Annotated in this window: 9 protein-coding genes; 5 read left to right on the top strand and 4 right to left on the bottom strand. The window is 54.0% G+C overall.

Annotated features, from left to right (window positions below):
- Window positions 1-349 precede the first annotated feature (349 nt).
- Window positions 350-2,305 (bottom strand): RagB/SusD family nutrient uptake outer membrane protein, encoded by a 1,956-nt coding sequence (locus JT718_RS10405; RefSeq protein WP_205502400.1) that lies wholly within the window; start codon window positions 2,303-2,305, stop codon window positions 350-352.
- Between the two features lie 11 nt (window positions 2,306-2,316).
- Window positions 2,317-5,430: a SusC/RagA family TonB-linked outer membrane protein gene (locus tag JT718_RS10400; RefSeq protein ID WP_205502399.1), complete on the bottom strand. Its 3,114-nt coding sequence runs from the start codon at window positions 5,428-5,430 to the stop codon at window positions 2,317-2,319.
- 660 nt (window positions 5,431-6,090) lie between these two features.
- Here JT718_RS10400 and JT718_RS10395 point away from each other — a divergent pair.
- The 4 genes from JT718_RS10395 (at window position 6,091) to JT718_RS10380 (ending at window position 11,748) form a co-directional block, all read left to right on the top strand.
- Window positions 6,091-7,143 carry a LacI family DNA-binding transcriptional regulator gene (locus JT718_RS10395; RefSeq protein ID WP_205502397.1) on the top strand — a complete coding sequence of 351 codons (1,053 nt, stop codon included), beginning with the start codon at window positions 6,091-6,093 and terminating at the stop codon, window positions 7,141-7,143.
- A gap of 168 nt (window positions 7,144-7,311) precedes the next feature.
- A complete protein-coding gene (locus JT718_RS10390) occupies window positions 7,312-9,480 on the top strand; it encodes an alpha-glucuronidase family glycosyl hydrolase (RefSeq protein WP_205502394.1) in 2,169 nt (722 codons plus the stop codon).
- Between the two features lie 19 nt (window positions 9,481-9,499).
- On the top strand, window positions 9,500-10,258 hold the full coding sequence (locus tag JT718_RS10385) for an SDR family NAD(P)-dependent oxidoreductase (RefSeq protein ID WP_205502392.1): 759 nt from the start codon (window positions 9,500-9,502) through the stop codon (window positions 10,256-10,258).
- 356 nt (window positions 10,259-10,614) lie between these two features.
- The gene (locus JT718_RS10380; protein ID WP_205502390.1) at window positions 10,615-11,748 is read left to right on the top strand and encodes an endo-1,4-beta-xylanase; all 1,134 of its coding nucleotides are present in this window, start codon (window positions 10,615-10,617) and stop codon (window positions 11,746-11,748) included.
- Window positions 11,749-11,865: 117 nt separating this feature from the next.
- Here the strand turns inward: JT718_RS10380 and JT718_RS10375 are convergent, their stop codons facing one another.
- Entirely contained in the window at window positions 11,866-12,723 is an 858-nt protein-coding gene (locus JT718_RS10375) for an aminotransferase class IV (protein ID WP_205502388.1), read from the bottom strand.
- Window positions 12,707-13,849 carry a DmpA family aminopeptidase gene (locus JT718_RS10370; RefSeq protein WP_205502386.1) on the bottom strand — a complete coding sequence of 381 codons (1,143 nt, stop codon included), beginning with the start codon at window positions 13,847-13,849 and terminating at the stop codon, window positions 12,707-12,709. The genes JT718_RS10375 and JT718_RS10370 overlap by 17 nt, the downstream gene beginning before the upstream one ends.
- Window positions 13,850-14,013: 164 nt before the next feature.
- On the opposite strand from JT718_RS10370, the gene JT718_RS10365 reads away from it, so the two are divergent.
- Entirely contained in the window at window positions 14,014-15,678 is a 1,665-nt protein-coding gene (locus JT718_RS10365; RefSeq protein ID WP_205502384.1) for an amidase, read from the top strand.
- Window positions 15,679-15,967: the final 289 nt, after the last annotated feature.

Here is a 15,967-nt window from a genome sequence, read left to right as displayed (position 1 = left end):
GCAACAAAGTCCTGTTTGTTGGCGAAGCAGCACTCTCATCATCTCCTTTCAACGGCATTGATTATGACCTAACTCTCCTGTATGGTTAAGCCACATGGTTTTCTGGTTATTTCAAGAAAATGGCCAGAAAACGGACTGATTTTTTATGGGGCAAACCTGAGAAACCTTCAGGCAAAAACCGCTTCCTTAAAAAAGTAAAGCGGCGAGTAAGTAAACCATTTACCACTCGCCGCCTACTTTTACGTTTTGCTACGTATCATCAGTTGATGATCAACCTACAACCCATATGATGGTGCAGTTAAGTACAAAGAGTTTGGGATACCATCCTCTCTGTACTTTCAACTGCGAATTAATTATATTTTGGGTTCTGATAGGTAGCCTTTTCCGCTGCCGATATATCCAGACGGTCAATCTGAGCTTGAGGAATAGGTCTCAGGTAATGGTGCGGTTCAATGGTCCGCGTAACCGTTGCAGGAGTATGGTCTCCAAAAGCGGTTCCAGCAATTTGGTAAGTAGATGCTAGCTCATTCCATTTCTGCGTGCGCACTAAATCATACCACCGGTAACCCTCACCATAATACTCGCGCGAACGCTCAGCCAGGATATAGTTGATGTCAATGGTGGCAGGAGTGGCCGCAATCATGGCTGCACTGTTATCTTCTACTTTAGCGGCATTCCCATTGTTATCCCAACGCCACTTGCCCGCACGCGCTCTGATCACGTTGATCAAATCTCTGGCAGATTTGCCTGGTAAAGGAATAGCCCCTTTCACGGCAGCCTCAGCCGCTATAAAATACAGTTCAGAGAATTTGGCGATGTTGAACGGGCGTGTACTGCCGGCATTTGGCTGCCCTAATCCAGTACCGTTGTCTGTACGGTAAGGACCAATCTTCCAAAGGCCTGGATAAACAATCCTGCTGATACCACTGGGGGCAATCACATAATCTGCTCTACCAGGTACTTCTCCAGCTCCAATGTTGCTTCTACCTGCACCTGCAGGATAGGCAATTGGCGTAGCTGGATCCTCGTTCAGGAATGTTAAGATGGCATCACCTGGTCTAACCTCTAAGTTATTCGCATTAAGAGCAACCGCAATAGTGCTGTTGGCAGGTTGTTTTGTCCAGTTCCCACGGTAAACAGTAGTGAAGGTACCGTCATACCTAGAATCATTGACTTTATCTGCGAAGGTATTCTTGATAGCATTAATGGTTGGAGCCATACGAGTCCAAGGACGCCCCAGCGCTTGTGCCGCTTCCCGGTCAACGGAGGCAAATCCTACATTGTTCGCTGGATTGTAGCTTCTGATCAAGGTATAGTTCCAGGTCATCATCCAGCTGGCGAAGTTATCAGGAGCCCCGCCGCTGCCGAAGGTTAGGCTACCACCGTTATAAAGCTCGCTGGTTTCGGTGTGGTCAGCGTACAGCAGAATCTCTTTATTTCTGTCGTTCTGGGCCAGGTTTACGTCATAATACGTTGGCTGCAACCCATATCCTCCCGGATTGTCAATAGCAGAGGTAGCAATGTCATAGGCCTGCTGAAAATACCACTGGGCGTTATGTCCGTCAGGGTCAGTTCTTGGGGCCTCAGGATAGGTTGGAATATTATTCGGGTTTTCAAGCCACCAGGCATAAGTCAGGTATGCTTTCGCCAGGTACAGACGAGCAACAGTTTTCGTAACAGAACCAGTCACCCGGCTGGTAGTAGGTAAATCTTCTACCGCTTTCAGCAGATCTGGGAAAATGGCTTTGGTGTACACTTCTGGCACGGTGTTGCGCACAGATGTTCTTACCGGATTTCTGTTGAATTTAAGTTCTCCCGCTCCTAAATCCAGTGGTACTCCACCAAAGGTTTGAACTAGCAAGAAGTAGTCAAAGGCACGGAAAAATCTAGCTTCTGCAATCAATGCCGGGGAAATGGTTCCTACCGCGGTAGCATTTTCTATGACACCACTTGCCGTATTGATATTAGGGAATGCGTTGGTCCATAATCTGTCTGCCCGGCTGTTGGTAGGGTTGATTATTCCTCTGCCAGACAAATCCATCACTAAGAAGTTTTCGTCTGCATCTCTCCCGTAGGTCACTTCATCGGTACCAGTTAGGGTAGTGTTGTAGAAGTAAGCGTCACCGTATATGTAACGCAAATGGGCATACATAGAAGTTAACCCTCCATATACCCCTCTTTCTGTTTGAAAGTAATCAGGGGTATAGAGACTGCGAGGTTCTTCCTCCAAGATATCAGAGCATCCAGCCGCGGACAAGGAAATTACGGCTGCTCCTATTAAAAATTTTAATTTAAACCTTTTCATTTTTCTCTTCTTTAGAATGTAACATTTAAGCCTACTAAGTAGCTGCGAGTGGCAGGTGCGTTAGTACCTATTGTTAGCAGTCTTGCTCTGTAGGCATCCGTTACTGCTGCATTTTCATTAGCATAAGAGTTAGTTTCAGGATCCATGCCAGATTCTTTGTGGTATGGAGAGAACAGCACAAATGGGTTTTGTGCAGTTACATAAAGTCTCAGTCTGTTCACACCCACGCCTTTCAACCAGGCATTGTTATCAAAATTGTAGCCCAGAGAGATGGTGCGTACTTTCAGATAAGAAGCGTCAAAGTAACCAAGGGTGCTACCATATTTTGGATTATCGCCGCTCATGATACCCCCAGGCTTTGGATACTTTGCATCTGTGTTCTCTGGAGTCCAGTAATCTACTTTCACGTTGCCTCTGCGTCCGGTCAACATATTTAGGTAGCCTGATGACCCGTACAGGGTGCTGATAAGGATACCACCATTCTGGAAGGCACCTACTGCACTCAGGTCAAATCCTTTGTAAGAAACCCGAGTATTGAAACCTCCTTGGAATTTAGGATTCACATCCAAAATCTGACGGTCTTGAGCACCAATAGCTCTGGTTGGAGTACCATCTGCATTGTATTCACCGGTATATCTCACTTTGATCATACCTGCATTTCCACCAGGCTCCAGGATGTTGCGGTACGGATCTTCTTCTTGCCACAGGCCAATTTTTTCGTAGTCGTAGATGACATTGATTGGGTGGCCCACAAACCACCAGTTGGTTTCATCTCTAGGGTTTTCGCCAACAAGTGAAACGATTTTGTTGCGGTTGCCATACATATTAAGCCCTGCTTCCCAAGTCCAGCCGTTCAGGTTATCCAAGATCACCCCATTAAGGGATAACTCAATACCCTTGTTTTGGGTGGCACCAATGTTGGCTGTATAGCTGTCCACACCAGAGGTATAAGGCAATGGAACTCCTAACAAAATATCTTCAGTCTTTGTAATGTAGTACTCAAGAGTACCTGATAAACGGTTGTTCAACACTGCAAAGTCTAAACCATAGTTCCAGGTTTTAGAAAACTCCCATCCTAATCTTGGGTTTGGAAGTTGGCTCACATATAAACCGGTTTGGTAATTGGAAGGACCAAAGTTGTATGGTCTGGAATTCAACAACCCTAGAGTGGCATATGGGGCAATTGATTGATTGGAAGTTCTTCCGTACCCAACACGCAGTTTCAACATGTTGATAGCTGAGACACTTTGCATGAAAGACTCTCTGGCCACATTCCAACCTAGTGAAACCGCTGGATAGGTATGCCATTTATAACCTGGTGCTAACCTGGAAGAAGCATCAGAGCGAACAGTAGCAGTAATCATGTACCGATCATCATACGAATACATCGCCCGACCCATCCATGACATCAAACCGCTTTTCCAATATTGCTGATCATTTGGATTAACAGTGATCTCACCTGCGGCCAGACCCAGGTTGTAGAACTGGAAAGCATCCGCTGGAATGTCCCTGGCCGCAACCCGTGACCTGTTGAATCTGGTATCTGAGGCAGAGTATAAACCTACAACATTGATATTGTGCTTATTAGCAAAGGTACGGTCATACGTTAATAAGTTCTCAATGGTCCAGTCAGTAGTCACCTGGTTGCTGACAGAGGCCGTTGAAGGAGTTGTAGCAACAGCATTGTTAATGCCCGGACCTGTATAGGCACCACCTTGGCTCTGGCGGTAGTTAACCCCCAAGTTAACTCTGTATTTCAGGCCATCTACCCCCGGAATCTGCAATTCGCCAAATACGGTATTGTAAGAAGACAAGGATCTTGTTTGGCTCAACCAGCTATCTTTCAGATCCTCAACAATATCTCTTGTGTAGAGCCATTGTTGATCTTGCGGCATTTGGATTACCCGTTTCAGGGTGCCGTCTGCATTGTAGGGGTTGGCAAGAGGCGATAAACTCAGGATACCATACAAGCCCACGTTAGAACCTTGGGAGAGGCTGTAGTTGTTGTTTGTCGTGAATCCTAAGCGGACATGCTTCCCAATACCTTGATCCAGGGTACCACGCACTGAGTAACGGGTATACTCCTGCGTAGGAATTACCCCTTGCTCATTGTAGTAACCTGCGTTGAAGTTGTAGCGGCCACCTTCAGTACCTCCAGAAACGCCCAAATCATGGCTCATGGTCATACCTGTTTTGTAAAACATGTCCTGCCAATCAGTATCCACATCATTGGATTCATCAGCACCCTGGCCTTGGTAACCTGAAGCTTTGCGAAGCGCAGCCAGTTCTGGGCCGCTCATCATGTCGTATTTAGAGAAGATTGTTTTAGCCCCAACAAAGGTATTATAGCTTAACTGTGGCTTCTGACCTGCTCTACCTCCCTTGGTAGTAATCAACACCACCCCGTTGGCACCACGTGAACCGTAGATAGCAGTGGCAGAGGCATCTTTCAAGATGTCCACACTCTGGATATCATTTGGGTTTATATCGCCAATAGACCCTGGGAAGGGAATACCATCCAATACAATCAGGGGGTCATTGCTGGCCGAAAGCGAGCGAGTACCCCTAATCCGAATTTGGGTAGCGGCCCCTGGCTGCGACGATGACTGCGCAAATTCCACGCCTGGCAAGCGGCCTTGCAAGGCTTGGGAGATATTCGCAGAAGGCACCTCCCGCAAGGCATCGCCATTGATAGAGGCCACAGAACCGGTTACCGCTTCTGCTTTCTGAGTACCGTAGCCAATCACCACCACCTCATCAAGGGTCTGCTGGTCTGAGGCCAGCGTAACGTTGACGGTAGTTCTGCCATTGATAGGAACCTCTTGCGGCAGGAAACCAATGTAAGAGAACACCAGGGTACCCGTGGCAGAAGGCACGGAGATAGAGTAGTTTCCTTCCACGTCTGTGGGAGCCGCGGTTGAAGTTCCCTTCAGGAGCACGGTAACACCTGGCAAACCGGTCCCAGCGTTATCAGTAACCCGGCCGGTCACCGTCACATTGCCTTGGGCAAAGGACTGCAAACTAGCCAGGAGGGCAACAACCAGCATCAAGGCCAGTTTCATGGTTCCCGACTTCCGTAGCAGGGAAATCGAAGACCTGGGGTTTTGGGTAAGATTACCTTTCATACATAAATTGATTTGAAGTGTAGTGCTAGTAAGAGGTTAAGTGGTTAGTATATGGGTGATTGTTAAATCCTTCTTTCAAGGCCCGGCCGCTCGCTTTCCGTTTTCAGCCTCTTAAACTTTCCTGCCACAAGTAATCCAATGCTCAGGGCCAGCCCGTCTTTGCAACTTGAGGCAATGTTTTTTTGCCAAAATTTCAATCCTCAAATCTTACCACCCTGCCTGCCCGTACAGGACAGAAGCAAGTTTTTGGGGCAAAACTGGTCTAATTTCCTAGTTTTAATTGCACTGGGCTTACAAACACCCCTTCAAGGGTGCTTATTGACTCTACAAACTTGTATATTATTTTTAAATATTACAACCGATTTCATACATATTTTCAAAATAAATAGCAGAAACAAGGTCCCTGTTTTTGAAATTTGTGAAACTTACCTAATTTTATGGCACATGTACGTCATTTTAGAGCAACGCTACTCCAAAAAGGTCTAAAAGGTTTCTGCTCAGGGGCAAGAACCTGCTGTTTTCAGGCCCCTTTTTGAAAAATTGCTAAAAAACTGACGCACCCGGAACTGCTTCTATCGGGATTTTCTTATAATAAAAGACAGTTAACTTTTTAACAACTGAAACCGATTGCATACTTTTACCTAGACGGACCGCACCAGCATGGAGAAGGACATTACGATATATGACATAGCGCGGGAGCTTGACCTGTCTCCCACTACCATCAGCCGGGCCCTGAATGACCACCCAGCGGTGAACCAGAAAACCAAGCAGCGCATCTCTGAGGCGGCGGCCCAGATGGGGTACCGGTCTAACCTGTTCGCCAGCAACCTCCGGAAGCAGCGCACCAATACCATCGGGCTGATCGTGCCCCGGCTGGACAGCCCGTTCCACTCCTCCGCCATTGCCGGCATGGAGAAGATCGCCAACGAGGAAGGCTATAACCTCATCATCAGCCAGTCGCTGGAAACCGTACAGAAGGAGATTGCCAACGCCAAGACCATGTTTGACAGCCGGGTAGACGGGCTGCTGGTGTCGCTTTCCTTTGAGACCGAGAACCTGGACCATTTTGAGCGGTTCATCAGCAAGGGAATTCCGGTGATTTTCTATGACCGGGTGGCAGAGCATAAAGACTGCACCAGCATTGTCATAGACAACCTGCAGGCGGCGTACAAGGCCACCTCGCACCTCATTGAGCAAGGCTGTTCCAACATTGTGCACATCACCGGAAACCTGAAGCGCAACGTCTACGCAGACCGCCTCAAAGGGTACAAGTACGCGCTCATAGACCATAACCTGCCGTTTACCGAATGCAACGTGCTCACCGGCCAGATGACGGAGGAAGCCGGCAGACAGGCCGCCGAGCAGATCCTGGCCATGGATCCCTTGCCCGACGGCATCTTCGTCTCCAATGACACCTGTGCCGTGAGCTGCCTGAAAACCCTGAAGCAGGCGGGCATCTCCATTCCCCGGGACATGGCCATCATCGGGTTTAACAATGACCTTACCTCGCGGGTGGTGGAGCCCAACCTAACCACCATCAACTACCCCGGCCAGGAAATGGGCGAAGTGGCCCTGAAGGTGCTCCTGATGCAGATAAACGGCTCCACGGAGGGTATTCCCAGCAACACCATCAACCTCAGGTCAGACCTGATCATTCGGGAGTCTTCCCTGAGGGGCAAGGTGCTGGCCAAAAAGAAACCGTTACTGCTTTAACCGGCCTTCACGCCTCGCCACCGCGCCCATGCAAAACCTTTACGCTCCCCACCACCTATTCCGCCTGTTTTAGGGCCTTTTTTCTGAAAAGGGCCCTAAAACGCGTCACCCTTGTCCTGGCCCTGCGGGCAGACAAATCCCCCACACCCTGAACCAGATATGACAAACATGATCCGTACGAAATCATTCCTGAGTCTGCTTCTGCTGACTGCCTTGCTTTCGCTGCAACTGACCACCCGGGCCGAGGACGGCTACCGGCTGTGGCAGCGCTATGACCAGTTGCCCAGTAAGAACCACCTGAAACAGTACCGGCAAAGTCTGGGCGAGGTGATGGTGCAGGGCTCCTCCCCCACCCTCACGGTGGTAAAGGAAGAACTGCAGACGGCCCTGGGCGGATTGTTAGGCCAGCCAGTTACCATTACTGAGAACTCCCGCAAGAAAGAAATTCTGGTGGCGGGCACGCCTGCCTCTTCCGCCCTGATCAAGGGCCTGAACCTGGAGGCCGACCTGCAGAAGGTGGGCAAGGAGGGCTATGTGCTGGTCTCTAAGAAAGCCGGGGGCAAAAAGTACACGGTCATTGCCGCCAACACAGACCTGGGGGTGCTCTACGGCTCCTTCCACCTGCTGCGGCTCCTGCAAACCCAGCAAGACATCAGCAACCTGCAGGTGAGCAACAGCCCCAAGGTGCAGCACCGCATCCTGAACCACTGGGACAACCTGGACCGCACCGTGGAGCGCGGTTACGCCGGTTTCTCCCTGTGGGACTGGCACAAACTGCCCCAATACATTGACCAGCGCTACCTGGACTACGCCCGGGCCAACGCCTCCATCGGGATTAACGGTACCGTTCTCACCAACGTGAACGCCAACTCGCTGGTGCTTACCCCAGACTACCTGAGAAAAGTAAAAGCCCTTGCCGACACGTTCCGGCCCTACGGCATCAGAGTATACCTCACTGCCCGCTTCAGTTCCCCCATTGAGATTGGCAAGCTGAAAACCGCCGACCCCTTGAACCCCGAGGTGATTGCCTGGTGGAAGAACAAGGTAGACGAAATCTACCGCTACATCCCAGATTTCGGGGGTTTCCTGGTGAAGGCCAATTCTGAAGGCCAGCCCGGCCCGCAGAACTACAACCGCTCGCACGCCGATGGCGCCAACCTGCTGGCCCAGGCCCTGGCCCCCAAGGGCGGCATTGTGATGTGGCGCGCCTTTGTGTATGACAACAACGTGCCCGAGGACCGCGCCAAGCAAGCCTACACCGAGTTCAAGCCCCTGGATGGCACCTTTAAGCAAAACGTGATGGTGCAGGTGAAGAACGGCGCCATTGACTTTCAGCCCCGCGAGCCGTTCCACCCCCTGTTTGGCGCCATGCCCAAGACTCCGCTCATGATGGAGTTCCAGATTACGCAGGAGTACCTGGGCCAGGGCACCAATCTCGCCTACCTGGCGCCCATGTTCAAAGAAACCCTGGCCGCCGACACCTACGCCAACGGCAAAGGCTCTACCGTAGCCAAAGTGATAGACGGCAGCCTGCACAACTACTCGCTCACCGGCATGGCGGGCGTGTCCAACATCGGCAATGACCGCAACTGGACCAGCCACCCCTTTGGGCAGGCCAACTGGTACGCCTTCGGTCGCCTGGCCTGGGACCACAGCCTCACCTCAGAGGAGATTGCCGAGGAGTGGATCAAGATGACCTTCTCGCATGACCCGGGGTTTGTGGCACAGGTGAAGAACATGATGATGGGCTCCCGCGAAACGGTGGTGAACTACATGACCCCGCTGGGCTTGCACCACATCATGGGCTGGGACCACCATTACGGCCCGGGCCCCTGGATCAAAGACAAGCCCCGCGCCGACTGGACCTCGGTGTACTACCACCGGGCCACCGAGAAAGGCATTGGCTTTGACCGCACCAAGACCGGCAGCAACGCGCTGGCCCAGTACGCCCCGGATATACAGGCCCAATGGGGTAACCCCGCTACCTGCCCGGAGGAGTTCCTGCTGTGGTTCCACCACTTGCCCTGGGACTACAAAACCAAGTCGGGCAGAACCCTCTGGAATGAGCTGTGCTACCGCTACAGCGGCGGCGTGGACTCCGTGAGGGCCATGCAGAAAACCTGGAATACCCAGCAAGGCAAGGTAGATAAGGAAAGATTCAAGCAGGTGCAGATGCTGCTGACCATGCAGGAGCAGGACGCCAAGATGTGGCGCGATGCGTGCCTGCTGTACTTCCAGACTTTTTCAAAAAGACCAATTCCACAAGAACTTGAAAAACCGGCCAATACCTTGGAATATTACATGAGCTTAGACCCTAAGTTTGTGCCCGGTATTTAATTAGAATTAACCCATACCCATGAGTCAACCAACCACTTCCTCCGCCAAAGTAGCCATTGTCACGGGCGGTGCCTCCGGCATCGGCCTGGCCATTGTAGAGAAATTTATCCAGCAGAACGTCAAAACCATTGTCATTGGCCGCGACGAGCAGAAGCTACAAAGCGCCAAAGACACCTTTGGGGAGCTATGCCATACCATTTCCTTTGATTTAAGTAACCTGGCCGGCATTCCCGCCCTGGTGGAAAGCATCGTGCAGGAGCATGGCCAGATTGATGTGCTGGTCAACAATGCCGGCATCAACCAGAAAAAGCCGTTTGTAGAGGTAACCGATGAGGACTTTGAGCGCATCATCCGTACCAACCTTACCTCTGTGTTTGTGATGAGCCGCGAGGTGGTGAAAGCCATGCTCCCGCACGGGCAGGGCAGCATCATCAACATCAGTTCCATGGCCTCACAGTACGGCATCCCCAAAGTAATTTCCTACACCGCCTCCAAAGCCGGCATTGAGGGCATGACCAAAGCCATGGCCACCGAACTGTCGCCCATGGGCATCCGGATTAATTGCGTGGCCCCGGGCTTCATCAAAACGGCCATGTCGGCGAAAGCCATGGAGAGCGACCCCGAGCGCATGAACAAGGCCCTGGGCCGGACGCCCATGGGCGAATTCGGTACGCCGGCCGATGTGGCCGAAGCCGTGTACTTCTACGCCACCGAAGGCGCCAAATACGTAACCGGCACCGTGCTGCCGGTAGACGGCGGAAACTCCATCGGGTTTTAATCTATGCCAGCCGCCCCTTCTGCGGAAGGGGTGGCTGGTACGAAACCTGGCAAGGCCGTTTCCGGGCTGTTTTCTGGGAACTAGAGCCAAAAGACGTGCAGGTTGAAAGCCGCTTTTCAGGCGGTTTTCCCGCTTCGCTCCTGATGGGCCCGGCAAACCAGAAACCTGCTTGTTTTGTAAAAGCAGGCCTAAAACAGGATAGATGCCTTTCCGTTGACTTGGTACTCCCAGTCATATCGAGTTACTCAGGTTGGCCAGGTACTACCGTCACCTATAATCATGATTTTAAGTTAGACGCCGCGGTACGGCTGTTTGCTCCTTCGCTTCATCTATAAAACTGATAAGTACCTTCTAGTATGAGAAAGAACAGAATTCTGGTAGCAGCCGGCGTGGCGTTGGCTACCTTAGGCTCGGTGGCCAGCACCAACCTGCCCGCCGAGACCTCGTTGAAATCGGTGTTCAAGAATGATTTCCACGTGGGGGCGGCGCTCAACCACCGGCAGGCCATGGGCCAGGACCCCAAAGCCGAGGCCATCATTGCCCAGCATTTCAACACCATCTCGCCGGAGAACCTGCTGAAGTGGGGAAGCGTGCACCCGCAGCCCGAAACGTTCAACTACAAGCCCGCCGATGCGTACGTGGCCCTGGGCAAGAAGCACAAGCAGTTTATTGTGGGGCATACCCTGGTGTGGCACCAGCAAACCCCCAACTGGGTGTTTGAAGACGGCGCCGGAAAGGCCGCCAGCAAAGAGCAGCTCCTCAAGCGCATGCAGGACCACATTGCGGCGGTGGCCGGCCGCTACAAAGGCCAGATCAACGGCTGGGACGTGGTGAACGAAGCCCTGAACGATGACGGCACCCTGCGAAACAGCAAATGGTACCAGATCACCGGCGAGGAGTACCTGGCCAAAGCCTTTGAGGCCGCCCAGAAGGCAGACCCCAAGGCCGAGCTCTACTACAATGACTACAACATGTGGAAACCCGCCAAGCGCGACGGCGCCATCAAACTGGTGAAAAGCCTGCAGGACAAAGGGCTGAAAGTAACCGGTATTGGCATGCAGGGCCACTGGGGTCTGGAGCATCCCTCCATCCAGCAGATTGAGGAAAGCATCGTGAAGTTCTCGGCCCTGGGCAAAGTGATGATTACCGAGCTGGACATTGACGTGCTGCCCAACCCCAGCAACCGCCAGGGCGCAGACATTGACGCCACCTTTGACTTTGACCAGAAATACAATATCTACACCAAAGGCCTGCCCAACGAGGTGCAGCAGAAACTGGCCCGGCGCTACGCCGAGATTTTCGCCCTGTTCCACAAGCACCGCGACAAGATCAGCCGGGTGACGTTCTGGGGCGTGACCGACGGAGACTCCTGGCTGAACAACTGGCCCATCAAAGGCCGAACCAGCTACCCACTCATCTTTGACCGCAACTACCAGCCTAAGCCCGCCCTGGAGGCCATCGTGCAGGCGGTGAAAAAGAAAGACTCCTAAGCCGCCGCTTCCAGCAGAAAGCTAGGGTACCTTTGAAAGCAGCGTCCCCGTTTTGGGGCAGATTTTACGGAATCTGCCCCAAAACGGGGACGCTGCCTTTATGGCCGTTTGGCGAGATTAGTCTGGTTTGGCCTTTAGCTGGGCCTCTTCCAAAGCCCGAAGTTCCTGCAACAGGTGCATGGTGACCGGGCCGGGCTTGCCGGTGCCCACTGGGGCACCGTTCACCTGCACAATGGGCAGCACCCGCTTGGTGGTACTGGTCATGAAGGCTTCCCGGGCCCGCCCGATGTCCTCCAGGGTAACGGTGCCTTCCTGCATCTGGTAATGCCGGCCGGCCAGTTCCAGCACATTGCGGCGGGTGACGCCCAGCAACACATCTTTGTCTGGGGTGAGCACCGTGTGGTCCTTCGTGACCAGGAAAAAGTTGCTACGCGGAAACTCGGTGACCACGCCCCCGCGGTGGTACAGCACATCATCGGCCTGCTGGGCTTTCACCTGCTGCAGCAGCCGGATGCCCATGGAGTAGTTGATGGTTTTGGCCCGGGGCAGCTCACGCACGTAGTCGTGGGTGATGATCCTGAGGCCGGCGTCAATCTGCTCGGGGCTGGGCAGGGTCAGGGGCTGCTGCGTGATGATAAGGTTGGGCGCGGCCGGCTCGTAACCGTTGGCCGAGTACCCGCCCGTGAGAATCATCTTGATACCCGACTCGGGCAGCCCGTTCATCTGGATCAGGCGCTCAATAGTAGCCTTTAGGGCCTCCTCCGTCAAGGGCACCTCCAGGTCCATGAGCAGGGCAGAACCATAGAAGCGGTTCAGGTATTGGTCCAGGAACAGGGGCTGGTTTTCCTGCACCTTGAAAAAATCAAACACGCCGTAGCCGCGCTGGATGGCCAGGTCGCTCACGTGCAGAAAGGCGCCCTCCAGCGGCAGGAAATCATCGTTCAGAAAAGCAAAGGTGTTATGGTCTGATAACATGGTGTTTCTTTAAGAGGTCTAAGGTTTTCTCCAACGGCAGCGCCTCCACCCGGGTCTTGTGATAGCCCACGGTGGTCTGGGCTTTGAACAGGGCGTTCAGGATGGCTTCTTCGGTGGCTTCAATGGTGGCCATGAACAAAGGCGACATGTCATCATTGCGCAGGTACGTGGTGGTCTGGGTCCTTTCCTTGCTTTCATACGGAACCCGCAGGCCCGGGTGGGTGGAAAACGCGATCACGTAATCGCCGCTGCCGTTAGAGACAATGCCGCCGGTTTTGCCCAGTCCCAGCATGGCCCGGCTGGCCATGCGCTCCAGGTTGCGGGCTTCCACGGGCGCATCGGTGGCCACCACAATCATGCAGGAGCCATCGGCCTTTTCCAGGATCTGCTGCCGGAAGGAGAACCGTTCCAGGGCCTCGCCCACCGGCACCCCGGCTACCTGTAGCGCGCCGCCGAAGTTGGTCTGCACCAGCACGCCCACGGTGTACCCGCCCAAAGCCGCCGGCAACTTGCGGGAAGAAGTGCCCACCCCGCCCTTAAACCCGAAGCAGATGGTGCCCGTGCCGGCGCCCACGTTTCCCTCTTCCACCGGACCCGCCTTGGCGCTCCTGATAGCCTCCACCACGTGCTGCTCCGTGACGTGCCGCCCCCTGATGTCGTTGAGGCCGCCGTCGTTGGTCTCGCCCACCAGCGCGTTCACCGACTGCACCCGCTCGTTGCCGGGCTGCCGCAGCGTGTAGTCTACCACGGCGTTCATGGCGGTGCCCACGCTTAGGGTGTTAGTGAGGATGATGGGCGTTTCCAGGTTGCCCAGTTCCTGCACCTGCGTACTGCCGGCCAGTTTGCCAAACCCGTTGCCCACGAACACGGCGGCCGGTACTTTCTCCTGGAACAGGTTGCCGCCGTGCGGCAGAATGGCTGTTACGCCGGTCCTCACGTGGTCGCCTTTCACCAGGGTCACCTGCCCCACCCGCACGCCGGCCACATCGGTGAGGGCGTTGAGAGGGCCGGTGGGCAGCACCCCAATCCTGATGCCGTAGTCGCGCACTCGTTTGCGGTCCTGGGCGTGGGAGGACAACACCAGGGTGAAGAGCAAGGAAAGCAGCAGGGGCAGCAGATGTTTCATGGGCGGTGCGTGGTTACAGGGGTAAATCTATTGGTTCTGTTCCAATTATCCCATGCCAGGGTGCGTTCCCCTGCCGCCGGTTTTGCCTTAAATCGGGAAAAAGGGGCCCAAAAGGCATTTTATTTTCTGCCGCTTTAGAGTATCTTTCTACAAAATCCATACGAATGAACAGACGCAACTTCTTACGAACAGGCTCTCTGGCCGGCATCACCGTTTCGGCCTTAGGCCTGGGGGCCTGCGCCACCGCCCCTACTACTTCTGCCACCCCACCCAACCAGGACACCGCCCCGGCCCCTACGCCGGCCACCGCTGCCAATGCTTCGCCCACGGAGTTTCAGCTGAACGAGGTGACCATTCAGGAACTACAGCGCAAAATGCAGTCTGGGGAACTCACTTCAAAAGCCATCACGCAGCTGTACCTGGATCGCATCCAGGCAGTGGACCAGAGCGGACCCAAGCTGAAATCGGTGATTGAGGTGAACCCAGACGCCCTGCAGATTGCCGAGGCCCTGGACCAGGAACGCAAAGCAGGCAAGGTACGCGGGCCGCTGCACGGCATTCCGGTCATGGTCAAGGACAACATTGACACCCACGATAAAATGTCTACCTCGGCCGGCGCCCTGGCCCTGGCCGACAACAAAGCGGCCAAAGATGCCTTCATTGTCACGCAGCTGCGCAACGCCGGGGCGGTGATCATCGGGAAGACCAACCTGAGCGAATGGGCCAATTTCCGGTCCACCAACTCCTCCAGCGGCTGGAGCGGCCGCGGCGGCCAGACCCGCAATGCCTACGTACTGGACCGCACGCCCTGCGGCTCCAGCTCGGGCTCCGGGGTAGCCGTGTCGGCTAACCTGTGCGCCGTAACAGTGGGCACCGAGACCAACGGCTCTATTGTGTGCCCGGCGGCGGTGAGCGGTGTGGTGGGTCTCAAACCCACCGTTGGCCTGGTGAGCCGTACGGGCATTATCCCCATCTCCCACACGCAGGACACCGCCGGACCCCTTGCCAGAACGGTGACCGATGCCGCCGTTCTCCTGGGTGTGCTGGCCGGCGTAGACCCCGCCGATGCCGTCACCAAGGAAAGCTCAGGCAAGGCGCACCAGGACTACACCCGGTTTCTGGATGCCAACGCCCTGCAGGGCAAGCGCATTGGCGTGGAGAAGTCGTTCATGCAGGGCCACGTGGCCATTGACGCCCTCCTGCAGAAAGCGTTGGACCAGCTCAAGAGCAAAGGCGCTACCATTGTGGAAGTGGAAGTGGTGAAGAAAATAAGGGAAGTGTCTGGCAGCAGCTTCAAGATTCTGCAATATGAGTTCAAAGACGGCGTGAACAAGTACCTGGCTTCTGCCAACGCCCGGGTGAAATCGCTCCGCGACGTGATTGAATACAACAAGCAGCACGCCGCTGAGTCCATGCCTTTCTTTAAGCAGGAAATCCTGGAAATGTCTGATAAACTGGGCGACCTGAACACCAAGGAATACAAGGAGGCGCTGGCCAAGCAGGTACCTGGTTCGCGGGCCGCCATTGACAAGATCATGCAGGACAACAAACTGGACGCCATTACCGGACCTACCTACGGCCCATCGTGGTGCATTGACCTGGTGAACGGCGATTCCTTCACGGGGTACGGGTTGTCTACCCCGGCGGCCCTTTCGGGATACCCGCACATCACGGTGCCCATGGGCCAGGTGCAGGGCCTTCCTATCGGGCTCTCGTTCTTCGGGAGAGCGTACTCAGAGCCTCAGTTGCTGGCCATCGCCTACGCCTACGAGCAGGTCTCGCAGAACCGCAAGGCGCCCCAGTTCCTGAAGACTGCTACGCCTTCATAACCCATGCTTATTTCCGGGCTGATTCTGAAAAATCAGCCCGGAAACGGGTAAGGCTGGATACCGTTGAATGGCTAGTCACTTGTAGGTTATGCTGTAAAGGATTTTTTGGGCGAAACAGGCCGGCGCTGAACTAGCATTACTACCGCTGGCCCACAAGATCCTTTCAGGATAACAAAATGGGGAATCCAAAGGGACCTTCAGGATGACGATAAAAAGTGCTTTGGAAGGGCTTCGTTAGTAGGTAATCAATAGGAGTAGTCAGAAGTTGGTGATTCTTGCAGGTGGTTGC

This window comes from Rufibacter psychrotolerans, assembly GCF_016924645.1.
Classification (GTDB): Bacteria; Bacteroidota; Bacteroidia; order Cytophagales; family Hymenobacteraceae; genus Nibribacter; species Nibribacter psychrotolerans.
Note: the sequence above shows the minus strand (reverse complement) of the source record. Positions and strands in the feature narration are given on the sequence as shown.